Origin of the sequence: Endozoicomonas sp. ALD040, assembly GCF_049275945.1 — a bacterium.
GTDB lineage: Bacteria > Pseudomonadota > Gammaproteobacteria > Pseudomonadales > Endozoicomonadaceae > Endozoicomonas_A.
The window spans coordinates 5,287,926-5,305,115 of the sequence record NZ_CP184829.1; the positions used below are offsets into that span (position 1 = coordinate 5,287,926).

Annotated in this window: 15 protein-coding genes; 4 read left to right on the forward strand and 11 right to left on the reverse strand. The window is 49.9% G+C overall.

The window, feature by feature from the left end:
* Positions 1-151 precede the first annotated feature (151 nt).
* From ACOJUN_RS19080 to ACOJUN_RS19095, 4 genes are all read left to right on the forward strand, one after another.
* A complete protein-coding gene (locus ACOJUN_RS19080; protein WP_422133478.1) occupies positions 152-3,400 on the forward strand; it encodes a PEP/pyruvate-binding domain-containing protein in 3,249 nt (1,082 codons plus the stop codon).
* A gap of 257 nt (positions 3,401-3,657) precedes the next feature.
* Positions 3,658-3,933, forward strand: a complete 276-nt coding sequence (locus ACOJUN_RS19085) for a hypothetical protein (RefSeq protein ID WP_422133479.1) — start codon at positions 3,658-3,660, stop codon at positions 3,931-3,933.
* An 80-nt stretch (positions 3,934-4,013) separates the two neighbouring features.
* Positions 4,014-5,123 carry a DNA polymerase IV gene (dinB, locus tag ACOJUN_RS19090; RefSeq protein ID WP_422133480.1) on the forward strand — a complete coding sequence of 370 codons (1,110 nt, stop codon included), beginning with the start codon at positions 4,014-4,016 and terminating at the stop codon, positions 5,121-5,123.
* Between the two features lie 38 nt (positions 5,124-5,161).
* A complete protein-coding gene (locus ACOJUN_RS19095) occupies positions 5,162-5,554 on the forward strand; it encodes a DUF2721 domain-containing protein (RefSeq protein WP_317141854.1) in 393 nt (130 codons plus the stop codon).
* Positions 5,555-5,559: 5 nt separating this feature from the next.
* Here ACOJUN_RS19095 and ACOJUN_RS19100 read toward each other — a convergent pair whose 3' ends face one another.
* From ACOJUN_RS19100 to trmD, 11 genes are all read right to left on the reverse strand, one after another.
* Positions 5,560-6,165: a paraquat-inducible protein A gene (locus tag ACOJUN_RS19100; RefSeq protein ID WP_422133481.1), complete on the reverse strand. Its 606-nt coding sequence runs from the start codon at positions 6,163-6,165 to the stop codon at positions 5,560-5,562.
* Between the two features lie 97 nt (positions 6,166-6,262).
* Positions 6,263-7,981, reverse strand: a complete 1,719-nt coding sequence (gene recJ / locus ACOJUN_RS19105) for a single-stranded-DNA-specific exonuclease RecJ (RefSeq protein WP_422133482.1) — start codon at positions 7,979-7,981, stop codon at positions 6,263-6,265.
* Between the two features lie 124 nt (positions 7,982-8,105).
* A complete protein-coding gene (gene thrC, locus ACOJUN_RS19110; RefSeq protein ID WP_422133483.1) occupies positions 8,106-9,515 on the reverse strand; it encodes a threonine synthase in 1,410 nt (469 codons plus the stop codon).
* 127 nt (positions 9,516-9,642) lie between these two features.
* Positions 9,643-10,944, reverse strand: coding sequence for a homoserine dehydrogenase (locus ACOJUN_RS19115; protein WP_422133484.1), 1,302 nt, complete (start codon positions 10,942-10,944; stop codon positions 9,643-9,645).
* Between the two features lie 246 nt (positions 10,945-11,190).
* Positions 11,191-12,018, reverse strand: coding sequence for a DsbC family protein (locus tag ACOJUN_RS19120; protein WP_422133485.1), 828 nt, complete (start codon positions 12,016-12,018; stop codon positions 11,191-11,193).
* Positions 12,019-12,582: 564 nt separating this feature from the next.
* The gene (locus tag ACOJUN_RS19125) at positions 12,583-12,969 is read right to left on the reverse strand and encodes a hypothetical protein (RefSeq protein WP_422133486.1); all 387 of its coding nucleotides are present in this window, start codon (positions 12,967-12,969) and stop codon (positions 12,583-12,585) included.
* Positions 12,969-14,189 carry a sulfite oxidase gene (locus tag ACOJUN_RS19130; RefSeq protein WP_422133487.1) on the reverse strand — a complete coding sequence of 407 codons (1,221 nt, stop codon included), beginning with the start codon at positions 14,187-14,189 and terminating at the stop codon, positions 12,969-12,971. The genes ACOJUN_RS19125 and ACOJUN_RS19130 overlap by 1 nt, the downstream gene beginning before the upstream one ends.
* Before the next feature lie 64 nt (positions 14,190-14,253).
* Positions 14,254-14,589 carry a c-type cytochrome gene (locus ACOJUN_RS19135; RefSeq protein ID WP_422133488.1) on the reverse strand — a complete coding sequence of 112 codons (336 nt, stop codon included), beginning with the start codon at positions 14,587-14,589 and terminating at the stop codon, positions 14,254-14,256.
* Positions 14,590-14,796: 207 nt separating this feature from the next.
* Positions 14,797-15,684: a site-specific tyrosine recombinase XerD gene (gene xerD, locus ACOJUN_RS19140; protein WP_422133489.1), complete on the reverse strand. Its 888-nt coding sequence runs from the start codon at positions 15,682-15,684 to the stop codon at positions 14,797-14,799.
* A gap of 246 nt (positions 15,685-15,930) precedes the next feature.
* Positions 15,931-16,284 carry a 50S ribosomal protein L19 gene (rplS, locus tag ACOJUN_RS19145; protein ID WP_252180499.1) on the reverse strand — a complete coding sequence of 118 codons (354 nt, stop codon included), beginning with the start codon at positions 16,282-16,284 and terminating at the stop codon, positions 15,931-15,933.
* A gap of 17 nt (positions 16,285-16,301) precedes the next feature.
* The gene (trmD, locus tag ACOJUN_RS19150) at positions 16,302-17,087 is read right to left on the reverse strand and encodes a tRNA (guanosine(37)-N1)-methyltransferase TrmD (protein WP_422137100.1); all 786 of its coding nucleotides are present in this window, start codon (positions 17,085-17,087) and stop codon (positions 16,302-16,304) included.
* Positions 17,088-17,190: the final 103 nt, after the last annotated feature.

Genomic DNA, 17,190 nt, shown 5'->3' on the forward strand with positions numbered 1-17,190 from the left:
TATTTCTCCCTTATTCTTTGCCAGCGAAACAAAGCAATCCCGAATTTCGTGAAAACTTCATGAACTTTATAAAAATATCAATGTCCAATGAAATTAATTAATGACTCATCAGCTATTGAGTCACAGGTGAACATTATGAGAGGGATGTCTAATGAATCATGTTACTTTCAGAGCATCATGTCCTGAAAGCCTGACAACCAATTCAATTCAGAATACCGGAGCTGGCACTCGATCCAATGAGGCAGGTCATCCAGCTAAAAGGTATTTCGATAATCTTGATATCAGTGGTACACCCGACCCAAGGTTGTTGGTCAAGCGCAGCTGTCATTCAGCTGTTTCAGATCAGGCTGCTTACCATTCTTCCTGCAAACGGGAACTGCTCGGGGGCAAGGGGATGTTTTTGTGGCGCATGAAAGCAGCCGGTCTGTCTGTTCCGCCCTTCGAATGTGTGACTGCTCAAATCATGAATGCGCTGGAACAACACCCTCTCGATACTCATCGGTTAGATCACTATTTGCCCGGGTTTGTTGCTGAACCGCTGGCTAAGACCAGCCTGAAGAACCTCCGGGAATACCTCAATACCCTGCCGCCTTCAGAGCAAACCAAAAGGGATGACTGGCTGTCAGGTATGGCAACATTTATTGCCAGTGATGACTTTTACGAACGGGTTAAAGATTCTGAAGCGGCCCGAAAAATCAGGGAACTTCACCGTCAGGTGGACCGACTCTCTGCATCACAGCCCGTTATTGTTCGCAGTTCTGGCATCAATGAAGATAACTACGGCGATGCCCAGGCGGGCAAATACCTCTCTGTCATTCAGGCAGAAGGCGATGTTTTCAGAACCTGTCTCAAGGTCATGGCCTCAGGTTACCGTCCTGAAGTCTGTCCCGAAGGCATACCGCAACCCATGGCGCTGATCATCCAACAGTGTATTGACTGTCGATATGGTGGAGTCATCATGAGCTTTCAATCCTTTCAGAATGATACCGTCAGGATTGAGTACACAAAGGGTCAGCCCAGAGGCGTAGTGGCAGGTCAGTCCGGTAATACGCCCCACCGTATCGATATTTATCACAAGGAAGGCGCTGAACACTTTCAATACTTTTCCGGCAAGGTTTCAAGTCACTTCGCCCTGCACAAAAACAATAACGGCTATTTGGAAACAGAAATTTATGATGCGGACGACCAATCAGACGACAGTGTTCATAAACTCAGTGATCATTTGGTGGTAAAACTCAGTCAGGCGGTGACGGAGTTGGAGAACCTGTTGCTTTGCCCCGTGGATGTGGAGTTTGCCATCGATCATCAGGGTAACTTGTTCCTGTTGCAGGTGCGCCCTGTTACCCGGCTTTCTGGCGGCATGGATTTTGCGATGCCGATACCCAAAAAGACCCTGACCGTTGGTCAGGGCGTCAGCGAAGGCCATTGCACCGGAACAATCTGGCAGGCTGAAGAACAAGCGGCGGACTCTATGCCAGAGGGTGCCATTGTTGTGGCCCAACACGCTGCAGACTGGATGCTTGAGCCAGAGTTCCTGAAGCGGGCAGGGGGGTTTGTCTTTGCCGAAGGAGGCTTCAACGATCATGTCGCGATTGTTATGAAACAGGAAGGAAAAACCTTGATGCTGGCCGGTGGACAGTTTGCGGTCGTGGCCGCTCAGGTTGGCCAACAGGCGACGCTCGCCTTTGCCCGCTTCAAAGGAAAGCCTGGCGCCTTTATTGTTGCCGGTGACCTTAGCGGTAAACTTGCCAGTCACAGAAGTCTGTCCTCTGCATTTTCTGATGTGCCGCTCACCGGAGCCGTCCCGTCACGGAGTGATTTGTCCCCCCCTGAAGGCACATTCCTTAATATCGCCAGCGGTTTTCAGTGGCTCACGGATCAAAATGCCCGTTTGTTGGCATTTTTTGCCTCCGGTGGCGGACTGGATTGTCTGGCAAATCCCATAAAACTGAGCATGTCGCCGCAACGGGCAGAGTTGCTGGCAGAGATCAGAGTCAGGGTAAATCAACTGGTTCAGGGGGCTGAAGCATTTCTGGATGGCTACCATGCATTCTTGCAGTTGGGGAGAAGCAGTGTCAGACCTTTGCAGGATGAAGCACAACAATTAATCAAACGGTTCAAGACACTCAAAGAGAGCGTCCTGTCAGGCCTGGAGGCTATTATGCTGCCCCTGAAAGCTGCTGAAAAAAGGCAGGGATCCTTCCGTCAGTGGGTTGCAGACTGTCAGCAACTACAATCCGTTCTGCAATCACTGCATCTTAAAGAGGCTGAGCAGGTCAGAAGTATTCATGAACTGATTTTTGCCTTGCATCAGCGTTTCGTAAACGCGCTGGCTCCGATTGCTCTGGATTCGGTTCAGGGCAGGGTATCGAGAGTAAAGAAAATCACCTATGTTGACTGCACGACCCCGAGTGACAAAGTATCGCTACTGAGGCCGTCCGACAGATCATCCATTGAAAATTCCGGGTCTACGGGGACTGTCTTCAGTATGGACAGTGCCACGATTGTTAACCTGAAGCTTGGCGTTCATCTGTGCCTTATCGAGCTACTGGAAAACGCAGAGGGGGGAAAAGGACGAACCTTGCGGCTTAAGTTTTCTGACCAATTTGATGGCAATGATGGTGTCGATGTCAGCGCCAAGTTAAAGCGTATGTGGTTTCTGGTGCAGTTGCTGAAAGCGATCGAACTGAATAAAAATGCTGGTGGTATGAAGGTAACTTGCAATGCCATAGCGGGTGAAATTGTCGTCGAATGCCCGCGAATGAAATTGCATCAAACCATGCAGCATGCCTTTGAAAAACTGATGATTGCGTTAGATTCCATGTATAATCTGGATAGACATTTAGAGGACTTACGTATTTTTGAAGGAGATCAGTGGGACTTCAACTTGCTTGCACAACGCCTTAATCGCGATGTTGCAACAGCAGCTGACAGATTTGCCTTTCAACATTGCCTTTTCTCAATGTTTTACTGCGGTGGGTTCAGGATTTCTAGCGAATGCTGCCAGTTATTAAGCAACCGACTGCAACAGTTTGTTCGCTGGGCCCAGCAGTTAGGTTCGTGTAATTCGTTAGTATTTCAGGGGAAAAAAACAGTAGATAGTCTGAGGGAGATGTTCTTGAATGATGAGATCGCTGAGGACATTCGCTGGGAGTTCTTACATCATTATGTATTGTTACATCCCAAATACGCTGTTCAAGTGGTTGAGTTGCTGTTTGGCTATAAAAACCACTACTTTGTGATCAATCCATCCTTCAGCTACAAACTGGAGTTTTATCTTCTACCGGTTCAGCCACTTTCAGTTAATAAAGAAAAGCTCAATAATGTCTTGCGAGAGCATGGGCCGGAATATGCCAGCCAACGGGCTAAAAATCATTACTCTGCTTATTTCTGGAGATAAGGTCTGATCTATTCTGAGAACCCTGATCAGTGAAAATATTGTCGTTTTTCCTGATTGCTGGATAGAACCGGGCTGAAGCAGACCGGAAATTTCCCTCGTTTTTTATCGATCATTTGAAAATACCTAAATATTCAGCGTTGCGACATCTCTCTTGGGGTGACATGGCATCTTTCTGCGTCATTAAGACTTTGCTGAACATTTTTGAGGTCAGACATGTCCAGAGGGTGTCGCAAAACTCTCTCCAGCGTGGGAACGAGTTGACTCCCGTCATTCCCGGCTTCATTCTCGTCATTCCCGGCTTCATTCTCGTCATTCCCGCGAAGGCGGGAATCCACACTGACTTACCACCAGAACCATACCGCCTGGTGCCCCCTGGCCTTATCATCCCCGAGAAGGCAGAGATCCACCGTTGGCGCTGGATTCCCGCCTTCGCGGGAATGACGACCCCAGAGCATGGGTACGAGTTGTTGGAGTTTTGCGATACCCTCGTCCAGAGTGAAGAGACCGATCAAAGTCGTATAAAAAGTCAGTAAGAAATCATTGTTTCCTACTTCTCCTGTCGTTAGTCTTTACAGGCAGATTCAATTTTTTCGCACTATTTTTCGATCACAGTATGCAGGAACCGAATCAAACCGTTCAGAGAAAAATTCTCCATGTTGATGCAGATGCCTTTTACTGCTCTGTAGAGGAGAGGGATGACCCCACGCTAAAAGGCAAGGCTTTTGCTGTGGGGGGTAAAGCTGAACGTCGAGGAGTGATTGCCACATGCAGTTATGCGGCGCGAAAGTCGGGCGTGCATTCTGCTATGGCGTCCTATCGTGCACTCAGGCTCTGTCCTGATCTGATTATTTTGCCAGCCCGGTTTGATGTCTATAAAGCCGCTTCACGGCAGATGCATGCCATTTTTCATCGTTACACTGAGATGATTGAGCCCTTGTCGCTGGATGAGGCCTATCTGGATGTTTCCCTCTCCAGTCACTGCCAGGGCAGTGGCACGCTGATGGCCCGGGAGATTATGCAGTCTGTCCTGGAAGAGGTGGGGATTTCTGTCTCTGTGGGTGTGGCTCCAAACAAATTTCTGGCCAAGGTGGCATCGGACTGGAACAAGCCAAAAGGTCTTTGTGTGATCACGCCCGACCAGGTTCAGGATTTTGTTTTTGAATTACCGGTTGAGAAGATACACGGTGTCGGCAAGGTCACTGCTCAAAAGCTACATAGCAAAGGGATTATGACCTGTGGCATGTTGCGACAATACTCTCCGGTTGAGTTGTGTCGTTGGTTTGGCAGTTTCGGCGAGCGCCTCTGGGAGCTTGCCAGAGGCGAGGACAATCGTGCACTGGAGCTGGATAGAAGACGGAAGTCGTTATCTGTTGAGCACACTTTTGATGCAGATTTGCAGGACGAACAGTCGATACTGACTCAGGTAAAACCCCTGGTTGAGGATCTGTCGCGACGTTTTCAGGCAATCAGGAATGAATATTCGGTCACCAAGCGGTTTGTAAAAGTGAAGTTCAACGATTTCACCCAGACAACACTTGAGGAAATGATAGAGTCCGATGATCTGGCACCCGAGGCACACTTCCAGGCATTGCTGATTCGAGCCTGGCAAAGGGGGGATAAAGCTGTTCGTCTACTGGGTGTTGGCGTAAGGCTGCTGGATTTGAGAACCTCGGGGCAGATGCAGCAATTGGAGTTGTTTGAACGCAGGGGTGGAAGGATATAGTATGGCATCTCTCAATATTTAAACTCTGATAAGGTCCCATGGAGCTGAATCTGACAACTCCCGCCCTGTTGTTTCCGGCCATTTCTCTATTGTTCCTTGCCTATACCAACAAGTTTCTGGCGCTGGCTACATTGATCAGAAATCTTCACGGTGAGTTCAAGAAACATCCGGATAACCCTCACATCAAAGGGCAGATGGAAAACCTCAGGCGACGAATGATACTCATCAAACACATGCAGGGAGCTGGAATTGTCAGCTTTATCTGCTGTGTTCTGGTTATGTTTCTTCTTCACCTGGGTCAATATCAGGTGGGTTTTATCATTTTTGGTATAAGCCTGCTGGCTTTATTGATTTCCCTGATCATCTGTCTGGCCGAAATTAAAATTTCGATTGATGCGCTGGAACTTCAGGTAAGTGAGATGGAAGATTGAGCAGTTTATGGCTGCTCTTTCAATAACAGCTGCCCTGTCAATCCTGAAACCAGGCAGTAGGCGACAAAGAGATAGAATCCACAGTGCAGTTCTGCCTGAAAATTCAGCAGAGCGCTTTCCGACGCAGTGGCGTTGGCAGCCAGCATGGCAATGATGATCCCCATTGCGAACACGTCTGCCATAGACCATTTGCCGAGCGCAGCGTTGACTTTAAGTGCAACTCTTCGTGATGGCGAGTGACAGGATGCCAGCAAGAGTAAGCTTTTGATAGCAGGTATCAGGACACTGAAGGTAAGAATCAGAATGGCGACAAATTTGTAGCCAAAATTCCAGAGGTCGCTGGCAGTGCCAAGAATGCTTCGGGTCTTGTCATAAACCCGGCTCTGGCCTTCCACCTTCAGATTAGAGAGAAACTGGTTGGCCATAGTCAGCAGTGCCGGGTGAATGGACTGTTGTTCCATAATTTTTTGACCTTCCTTGACCAGGGCCTGTCGGTTCATATCCGCCTGAAGTGTGATCATGGGTTGGGTGATTCCGGGAATCAATAAACCTAGTGAAATGATTAAAACAATCAGGGGGGCAGCAATACTGAAATTTCGGGGCTCAGTCATTTTTCTTGTGTCTTCTGGAAAGAGTTATCTTGTCACTAAAATAGTTGAGAAACCTGCAAAGAACAATGATATGCCAATGAGGGCAGTCCCCCTGCTATCAGGCTGATTCAAGGTGGTCAACAATCAACTGAAGGCTCTGTTGACCCCGAAACTCGTTAATGTCCAGTTTATAAACCGCTTTAACGGTTGTTATGTTCTGGTTTGGCCACTGCCCCGGGTCAATGTTGAAGGCAATGGCATCTACATAATATTCTGACGAAGGCAGCTTGAGCACCATTTTCAGATGTTTCTGGCCTACCAGCCGCTGCTGAATGATCTGAAACCGGCCATCGAATGAAGGTTCCGGGAAATTCTGTCCCCATGGCCCGCTATCGCGTAGCAGTTGAGCCGTATCCATTGTCAGCTCGGAGACACCCAGTTCGCCATCGGTATGGATCTCTGCTTCAAGCTGCTCAGCAGAGAGCTCCTGTTTTACAATCCGGTCAAAAGCAGCCGCGAACGTCTCGAAATCTTTTTTATAAATGCTCAGACCTGCTGCCATGGCATGACCGCCGAATTTGATGATGAGGCCGGGGTTTTCCCGGGCAACACTGTCCAGAGCGTCGCGCATGTGCAAACCTTTTATGGACCTTGCCGAACCTTTGATTTCGTCATTGTCGGCTTCTGCAAAGGCGATCACCGGGCGGTGTAATTTCTCTTTCACCCTTGAGGCCAGAATGCCTACCACACCCTGATGCCAGCCTTCGCGGAAAAGACTGACCCCCCAGGGCAAGTCGGAATGCTGATCCAGTTTCAGGCTGGACAAGTGGCTCATGGCCTCTACTTGCATTCCTGCTTCAATCTCTTTTCTGTCCCGGTTAAGACCGTCCAGCTCAGCAGCCAGTTCCCGTGCTGTCTCGATACGCTCTGTCAGTAATAATTCGATACCGGTGGACATGTCATCCAGGCGTCCCGCTGCATTGAGGCGAGGTCCCAGGGCAAATCCCAGGTCGGAAGAGGTCAGGCGTGACTGTTGTCGGCCTGAGATCTCAATCAGTGCCTGAATCCCCGGACGACAATGGCCAGCACGAATTCTTGCCAGACCCTGATAGGCGAGAATGCGATTGTTGGCGTCCAGACTGACAACGTCAGCAATGGTACCCAAGGCAACGAGATCCAGTAATTGAAAAGGGTTGAGCTCGGTTTTTCCTGCAAACCAGCCCCGCCTGCGCAACTCGGTTCTCAGTGCGCACATGACGTAAAAAATAATGCCCACCCCGGCGGTATTTTTACCGATGAAAGGGCAGTCAGGCTGATTGGGGTTGACGATAGCGTCGGCTTGAGGAATCTGTTCGCCGGCCAGATGGTGATCCGTGACGATGACCTTCCAGCCCAGAGATTTTGCAGCTGCTACGCCTTCTATGCTGGAGATGCCATTGTCGACGGTGACCAGAACGTCAGGCTGATATTGTCTGGCGACCTGAACAATCTCCGGTGTCAGACCATAACCATATTCAAATCGGTTAGGCACCAGGTAATCCACTATTGCACCCATTTCTCTCATGGCCAGGACACCCAGCGCACTGCTGGTGGCTCCGTCACAATCAAAGTCTCCGACGATTAAAATACGTTGCTGGCCATAAACAGCGTCAGTCAGAAGACTGGCTGCTTTTTCAATATCCTTGAGACTTTTATAGCTCTGAAGACCCTTTAGCTGACGATTGATTTCCGAAGGGTGGCTGATGCCCCGGGCACTGTATATTCGGGCGAGAAGCGGGTCTATGCCATTAGTTAAAGAGAGAGGGGTGCTGGTGCGTCTAATGATCTGAAGCGGCATGGAAGTTCTGGGCTGTCTGCAGTAAAAAGTATCGGTTTACTCTATCACAGAGAGCGTCAGAGCACAGGAGGGTTATTGGCTAAATGAGAGCAGGCAGCTCAGGATAAGCTGCCTGCGGTAAGCTTTATTGTGCCAGATGATTCTGAATAAAGCTTTTCACAGCGTTCAGGTCGTCAGGCAGAACCTCATAACGCTCTTCACGTTCCAGAAGGTCCTTCAGATGATGTGGTAGCTCCGGGGCGTCCAGTCCGGCTTTTTCAATGGCTTCGGGAAACTTCACAGGGTGAGCGGTTGCCAGAACGACATTGGGAATACGGCTGTCCGTTTCAACTTCTGTCAGTGCTCTGATAGCGGTAATAGTATGAGGGTCGGCCAGGTATTCAGTGCGATCAAACAGGTCTTTGATGGCATTGCAGGTATCCTGGTCGGCACTACGACTGCTGTCGAACAACTCGCGGATTTTCTGCCAGCGCTGTTCTGAAACCGAGAGCTTGCCGGTTTCTTCAAAGGCTGCCATCTGTGCGGCAAGGGCCTGGCCATCACGATCCTGAAGGTCGAACAGCAGGCGCTCAAAGTTGCTTGACACCATAATATCCATACTGGGCGACAGGGTGTGTTCGAGGCCTTGTTTGCTGTAATCGTTGCTCTGGAAAAAGCGGTGCAGAATATCGTTACGGTTAGTTGCAACAATCAGCTTATTGATTGGCAGTCCCATACCCCGGGCGATGTAACCTGCGAAGATGTCACCGAAGTTGCCGGTGGGTACCGAGAAGGAAACCTCTCTGTCCGGGCCACCCAACTCCAATGCTGCATGGAAGTAGTATACGACCTGAGCCATGATGCGGGCCCAGTTGATGGAGTTGACAGCCACCAGGCGGGTCTTTTTTCCTGGCGAGTCTGGCAGGAAGGACTGATCGGCAAAGCACCGTTTGACCATCGCCTGACAGTCATCAAAGTTACCCTGAACAGCGATATTGTTGACGTTGCTGTCCAAAATAGTAGTCATTTGTCGTCTCTGGACTTCAGAGACTCTCTGGTAGGGGTGAAGGATGAAAATATCCAGCGCTTTACTGTGCCGACAGCCTTCGATAGCTGCCGAACCTGTGTCACCGGAGGTGGCACCCAGAACGACAGCACGTTCACCTCTTTCGGTAAGAGTGTAATCCAGTAATCGGCCAAGCAGTTGCAGGGCAAAATCTTTAAAAGCCAGGGTAGGGCCGTGGAACAGCTCCATGACCCACTGGTGACTTTTTAGTTGAGTTAGCGGTGCAACTGCTTCATGAGCAAAGGTTGCGTAGCTGTCATCAATCATTTCCTTCAGTTTGGGGTCAGGAATTTCACCTGCCACAAAAGGTTTAATCACTTCAAAGGCCAGTTCGTTGTAAGGCAGGCCCCTCAGTGAGCGGATTTTATCTTGATCAAACTGGGGCAGTTCGGCAGGGATGTACAAGCCACCGTCTTCGGCCAGACCGGCCAGAAGTACTTCCTTAAAACTCTTTTCTCCACCCTGTCCCCGGGTACTGATGTATTTCACGGTCTATTCCATCTATTGTTTATGAGTTCATGGCTGCTTTCCCATGAAGGGTGAGACTTGAATCTCACTCCTTCCGGGGCTTATGCACTCAGGACTTAATCTGTAGCTGTCTGACAAACGACAGTTTTCAAGCCATGGTCTCAACACGAATGCGTGTGACAGGTGCCTGGATATCGCTCAGGCTTTCAATTTCGGCAATGGCCTTATCCAGCTCCGATTCTTTGATGGTCTGGGTCAGGATAACAATGTCAGCGAAGCCATCGCTTTCACGGATCGCTTTTTGGGTGATGGCATCCATATTGATCCCACGGTCACTGAGAATCCGGGTAATGGCATTCATGACACCAGGGTGATCGTCAGCATGGATGCGCAGATAATTGGGACTCAGTGTTTCACCGATGGCCAGAACTGGAATGCTTTGTAACTGATCTTCGGAGAAACCCAGTGGGTTAGGGGCTGCTTCTGGCGTTGCCAGTGCTCTGGCAATGTCCATAATATCGGCAACAACAGAAGAGGCTGTTGGCTCGGCGCCAGCACCGGGTCCCACCATCATGGTTTCACCGATGGCATCTGCATTGATCACAACAGAGTTCAGAACGCCGTTGATATTGGCCAGTGGTCGGGAAGCCGGAATCAGGGTCGGATGAACTCTGAGTTCAACGCCTTCATCAGTTTGTCGGGCAATGCCCAGATGTTTTATGCGGTAGCCCAGCTCTTGCGCGTATTGAATATCGGCCGGAGTTATACGGCTGATACCTTCTGTATAGGCGCGCTCAAAGTTCAGAGGGATACCAAAGGCAATAGAAGCCATAATGGTCAGTTTGTGGCAGGCATCAATGCCTTCTACATCAAAGGTGGGGTCAGCTTCTGCGTACCCCAGGGCCTGGGCCTCGGCGAGTACTTCTTCAAATGAACGATTTTTGTCGCCCATTTCAGTCAGAATAAAATTACCGGTTCCATTGATGATGCCGGCCAGCCAGTTAACCTGGTTGCCTGCCAGACCCTCTCTCAGGCACTTGATGACAGGGATGCCGCCAGCCACTGCCGCTTCATAGGCAACCACGACATTCTTTTCACGGGCTGCCTGAAAGATCTCATTGCCATGTTCGGCTATCAGCGCTTTGTTGGCCGTAACAACATGTTTGCCGTGTTGGATCGCTGTGAGAATCAACTCCTTGGCAACATCGTATCCGCCAATGGTTTCGACAAGAATATCCACTTCGGGATTACGGGCGACATCAAAGATGTCACGGGTGACTTGGGTGGTCGAGGTATCAGCAGCAGGATTGTCCCTACGGGCACCAATCTGCTCTACAATAATGGGTCTGCCAGTTCGTGCAGCAATGCTACTGGCATTGCGTGTCAGTACATTAAACGTACCGCTGCCTACGGTACCCAGGCCACATATTCCTACTTTGACCGGTTTCAAACTGTTATCCCCCGTGAGCTGATCTCAACTCACTGTCTGTGTCGACGGCTTTCAGAAACAGAAAGCGCTCTGATTTATTATCAATGGATGGGGGATTATAGCCATAAACCGGCCTTAAGAGCGATAGTTTGCCCGAACTGTTTGCAGGTTCTTCGCTGGTCCTGCTGACGATCAGAGGCTATTAATGTATGGCGGTATGACTGATTTGGGAAGCAGGTGCGAAGCAGGTTCGCACCCTGAAGTACTCTATGACTTTGGCGCAGAGTCAGCTTTAGTGTCAGGAGCTGGTTCAGGGGCAGGAGGAGGTGTAATGCCCATAATTTTGGCAAGCTCCACAGCTGGGCGGTAACCGGGTATGGCTTTGCCGCTCTCAAGAAACAGAGCAGGGGTTCCGCTCACACCCAGCTTCAGGCCCTGCTCGAATTGCTCTTCAACGAGAACTTCGCATCGGGTTTGATCTTTGTCTTCTTTGGAAGCTTGATGAGTAATCTCTTTGCCGTTTTTCAGCTCTGAAAGGGCTTGCGTTCTCTCAGGTGAACACCAGGCATTAACCATTTTGGCGTAGGCGGGGGATTGTTTTCCGCCTCTGGGGAAAGCCAGATAACGTACTTCTATCCCCATATTATTGAGTTCAGGCACTTCCTGGTGGAGCTTTCGGCAGTAACCACAGTCGGTATCTGTAAAGATATAAACAACGCCTTTGACCTCTTCGGGTGAAAAGACAATCTGATCTTCTTTTTTCAGAGACTTCAGTTGGTCTGCCACGGCTTTATTACGGAGTTCTTCTGTCAGGTTAACGATCTGGCCATTGTTAATTTCCAGCATGTCACCACGCAGCAGGAGTTTGCCGGTTTCATTGGAATGGATCACGCTGCCGCCTTCCAGCGTTATTCTGAACACGCCTTCCCAGCCAGTCTTTTCAATCTTTTTAATGGGAATGTTGGGATCCAGACCTTTCAGTTCACTGGTAATGGCATTTTGTACTTCTTGAGTGACCTGGTCTGCTAATGGCTCAGCCCGCAAAAAGGGGGCAGTCGCCAGAGTGGCAGATAAGATCAGGGTGCTTAGGCGCATGAGTCATCCTCCTGGGTATTGTTTTTTTCTCGACCGACAGTGTGAAGCAAGTCAGGTAGCTACTGCCAATATGATCGTAGGTTCTGGGGCAGAAGTTTAGACACTTTATTGGAATTGTCAGTTTTAGCTGCCATGAATCAGAAAATTGACTACTGGTTGGTTGTGATATCTCCTTTTGTGTTCCGTCAGGTCTCTTGAACTTCTGCAGAGCGTCCAACATAGCCTCTGTTGGCCATCCGTATCTGTTACGGTTATGTCGCACCTTCTTCGCCCGCTGTGTTCTGCGTTTTCGTGAGCCGACAAACTACTGGCATTCGGGAAGATCTCCCCGCATCGCCATATTTGGCCATCCTCGCCGATTATGAAGGTGTCACAGACCAGCCCGACTACGACAGCCTCCTTCGCGGGAATGACGGGAGTGAAGACAACTCGTTCCCACGCTGGGACCCACAGGGCCTGAAAGTGTGGGAATCAGTGTTTTGCGACACCCTCAGAGCGTGGGAACGAGTGGTGAGTGCTCTAACAGGCGGCGACATAAACCGTGACCCGTTCGGAGTTGGGTCTTTACTTTCTGGGTGGAGGCATTAATGCCGCGTCCAGGGGGAGCCTTCGAAAAGTCTCCCTATCAATATCTGCAACACCATAGTTGGTGCTGAGATAGTCCAGGATCGGTTCCCAGGTTTCAGAAAGATCCCAGAGTCCCTGGGTATCTATCATCCACTGCAGGGTCTCACGCCAGGCTTTTTTGTCACCACTGTTCTGGCTGATAATAAGACTGCTATGGCAGACGTTACACTGAGCGTTAACCATCTCCCAGCCCGGAGCCATTATCAGTCCGGACCCGGGATCAACCGGGTACTCTTTTTTTGGCACTTCATCGGGTGCGGCCAGGCTTGCTCCACAAAGTAACGCCGAGACTATCAATATTTTGAGCTTTTTTAAGTCCGGCATCAGGCAACCCTCACAGCAATTCGGTGACAGCCATTGAAGAGGTAGCCTTTCGGATTCCACTGGGGTTGTACCACAGGCTGGGAATCTCCTTCACTGTCCGTGGCTTTGGCCCAGATTTCGTAGTAACCCTGCTCTGGCAGCTTCAGATTTATGCGCCACTGTTGCCAGGCACCCTTGTTGACCGGTTGACTCAATTCGGCCTGATGCCAGCGAGTACCATAGTCATAACTGACTTCAACCTTGACGACTTTTCGCAAACCGGCCCAGGCGTGCCCCCTCACTTCCTGGGTTTTACCCAGTGACAGTTCAATCCCGCTCTGCGGGAAAGTGATCAAAGATTTGACGATCATCTCTTCGATAATTTCATAATCTTCATTGGGCACTTTCTCTCCGGGTGCTATAGGGTATCTGGGAACCTGATAGGCCGGTGCTGCCATCTTGGCGCCATCATGCACCTTGTTACGAACACTGATACCTGTGGCTGCCTTCTGGGAGACAGAAGCCGGGCGGCCAGCAAAGACAATGCGCAGGGGGAAACCGTGGCGAAATGGAATATCTTCGCCATTCATAGCCCAGGCGATCAGGGCGTTATCATTCATGGCTGCGGCAATGGGTACACCCCGCGAAATCGCAGGTCCTGTGCCGCTCAGTTGTTTATCAATCCCATGGTTACCGGTGTAAACTGCGTCGTCTTTCACGCCACAGTCTTTCAGTACATCGCTGAGCAGGACGCCGGTCCATTGTGAGCAAAAAACGGCAGCGTTATTCCATTGGTTGCCTTTGGTGTTGGGAAAAAAATTTTTACGGCTATTGCCGCCACATTCCAGAACCAGGTTCTGTTTGTGGTGTTTGAACCTGCTTTTGAGTTCATCAATGGTATAAGTCCTGGATTTGACGACGGATTCACCGTCGACAGTAAAGGTCCAGGTCTTCGGGTCTATCTTGTCGAAATCCGGCATCAGACCATTCCAGCGTGTAAAGGCTATGTTTGCCGGTGTGACTGCCGGGTCCAGCATATGCTCAGCAGGATGGGCATTTAACGGCTTGGTATTCAATACCGTGTAATAATCTGGCAGATCTTCCGCCCTGACCCATTTCATTGTGGAGATGTCAACAGGCTCCAGACCCGGGGGACGGTTTTGAGCAAAAACCCACCTCACAGACAGAATGGAAGCAGCGGATGCGGTCAGTGCCTGCTGTAGAAACTTTCTTCTGTTCATTGTCTGGTATCCGGTTAACCTTTTGGCATCTGGTTTGTTCAGGTTACAGAGGCTTTGGGTATGCTCAAGGCTTTTTGCCTTCGAAGAAAAAGTCAGCCAGACGCAGCATATCTTCTTCACTTAACAGTTGAGCGACTTTAGTCATGGTGATGTCCTGTCGTTTCCCGCTTTTGAAAGCCTGTAATTGAGCGAAAAGGTACTGGCGATTCTGCCACTTGAGATTCGGGATGGTATTGAACTTATTACTACCATCCTGACCATGGCAGGCACGACACATGTTAGCTAACTTTTCATATCTGTCAGCTGCCTGGGCTGTTGACAGGATGGCAGAAGGCAAAAGCAACAGTGCTGTAACTGCCCAGGGTCTCAGGTAGAGCCTGATGGTATCCGGTAAGTTCAAAGCGCAAGCCTACACAATGTTTTCTGATTTTAATCCGAATGGCTAAATTAAAAGGCGTAGGTCTTATAATTGCTAAATAGTGATGCTTATAAATACTTAATATCTGTTTTTTTTGGGTCTGATGAAGCCGGATTCGGATGTTCAATGGGTGTCTGTCAAATGAAGCTTAGTCTTGTATTTTACTGTTTAAAAAGGCTGAACCTGCATTCAGCCTCTGGGATGGTGAGATTCATGCAGTTCGCTCAACCGCTGCCGGGCAATATGGGTATATATCTGGGTCGTTGAAAGGTCGCTGTGTCCCAGTAGCAGTTGGACCACCCGGAGGTCGGCTCCATGGTTCAACAGGTGGGTAGCAAAGGCGTGTCGAAGAACGTGGGGGGAAACCGTGCTTTGAATGTTAGCTGTTATGGCATGTTGTTTGATCCGGTGCCAAAAGGTCTGACGTGTCATCGGGCTGCCGTTTCGGCCGGGAAACAGTACCCGATTCTCCGGGTCACTGATCAGAAAGGGTCTGCTGTCTTTCAGGTAGAGGTGAAGCCAGTTCAGGGCCTCTTCACCCATAGGCACCAGCCTCTCTTTATTACCCTTGCCCTGAATACGAACGATGCCCTGCCTTTGGTTGATTTGATTCAGGTTGAGGTTGACCAGCTCCGATACTCTGAGTCCGCAGGCGTAAAGTAGCTCCAGCATACATCGATCTCTAACTCCTAAATCGGTATCAAGATCAGGGGCTGCAAGCAGGTTTTCAACGTCAGTCTCCGTCAGGGATTTGGGCAGAGGCCGTCCCTGTTTGGGCATCTCAATATTTTGAGTAATGTCCTGACTGACCATGTTTTCTCTTAAAAGGTAACGGTAATAGCCGCGCAGGCTGGATAGTGCTCTGGCTGTTGAGCTGGGTTGAAACTTTTGCTGGTGTCGCCAGGCCAGATAGTTTCTCAGGTCCGAAGTAGATGATTTCTCAAGTGTGAGTCTGTTCTGAGAAAGCCAGGAAGCGAATTGTTCTATATCGCTTTTATAGGCCGTGCGGGTGTTTTCGCTAAGGCCTTTCTCAAGCCAGAGGTGGTTGAGAAACAGTTCGATGGAGGTATTGGCCATTATTATCTGTATATCAGGTTCAGGTCTCCATTATTGCGGCATATGGAAGGATCGTAAAGAAAACAGTACAAGCCTGAAAATGAAAAGCTGTTTTCTGTTTTGAAGCCATAAAAAAAGCGACTTTCGTCGCTTTTTTTATGGACTGACAAGGTTGCCGGATTGTCAGAACTTTTATGACCCTGGGCGTCATGCTCAGGGTTTTGGAGAACCCTAAAGAGTTTTTCCGCGCGAGGCGAAAAGCGTCCCTTAGTTGAGCTTTTCCTTGATACGAGCCGCTTTACCGCTCAGAGCGCGCAGGTAATACAGCTTGGCTTGACGTACGTCACCGCGACGCTTCACATTGATAGAAGCGACCAGAGGGCTGTATGTCTGGAAAACACGCTCAACGCCAACACCGCTGGAAATCTTGCGAACGGTGAAAGCGGAGTTCAGGCCACGATTACGCTTGGCAATGCAGACACCTTCGAACGCCTGCAGACGCTCACGGTTACCTTCTTTAACCTTAACTTGTACGACCAGGGTATCACCAGGGCCGAAGCTCGGGATTTCCTTGGTCATCTGCTCTTGTTCGAGCGCTTCAATGATTCTGTTCTTGCTCATTTTAAATCTTGCTCCCGTTAGTCAAGTGTTCCGCTCGTCGAGTCTGCCTTGCTGTGGCTATCCGAAGAATGATGCTCCTGAATGAATTCAGACAACAGTTTTTCCTCTTCACGGGTCAGTTTTCTGTCTTGCAACAGGTCCGGTCTTCTCAACCAGGTTCTGCCCAGTGCCTGTTTGAGGCGCCATGCACGAATTTTTGCATGATCCCCAGACAACAGGACTTCCGGCACTCTCTGCCCCTTGAAAACCTCAGGGCGGGTGTAGTGCGGACAATCCAGCAGGCCATCAGCAAAGGAATCCTCTAATGCGGAATCCTTGTGACCCAGGGTGCCCGGTACAAAGCGTGAAACTGCATCAATCAGAGTCATGGAGGCGAGTTCGCCACCACTTAACACGTAATCACCGATCGACCATTCCTCGTCGACTTCTTCGTTGATTACACGCTCATCAATACCTTCATACCGCCCCGATACCAGAATAAGCCGCTTTCTGGCGGCCAGCTCCTGAACCCCGGCCTGGTCAAGCAGGCGTCCCTGGGGAGACAGGTATACTACCGTGGCATCGGCTCCTGCAGCCTTCTTGGCTGCATGGATGGCGTCACGCAGAGGTTGAATTTTCATCAACATGCCGGGACCACCGCCGTAAGGTCGGTCATCCACAGTCCGGTGTCTGTCGTGGGTGAAGTCCCTGGGATTCCAGGTTTCTACCGAGACAATTCCCTCCTTTACAGCACGGCCGGATATGCCGTGATCGGTAATGGCCCGAAACATTTCCGGGAAGAGGGTGACTACACCGAACCACATATCTGCTGTTACGGGTGATTGTTCATGGCTGTTCTGCGGCTCAGGGCTGTTTAATGGCTCAAGGCTGTCCGCAGGCTCTGGGCTTTTAATCAGACCAGGGCTG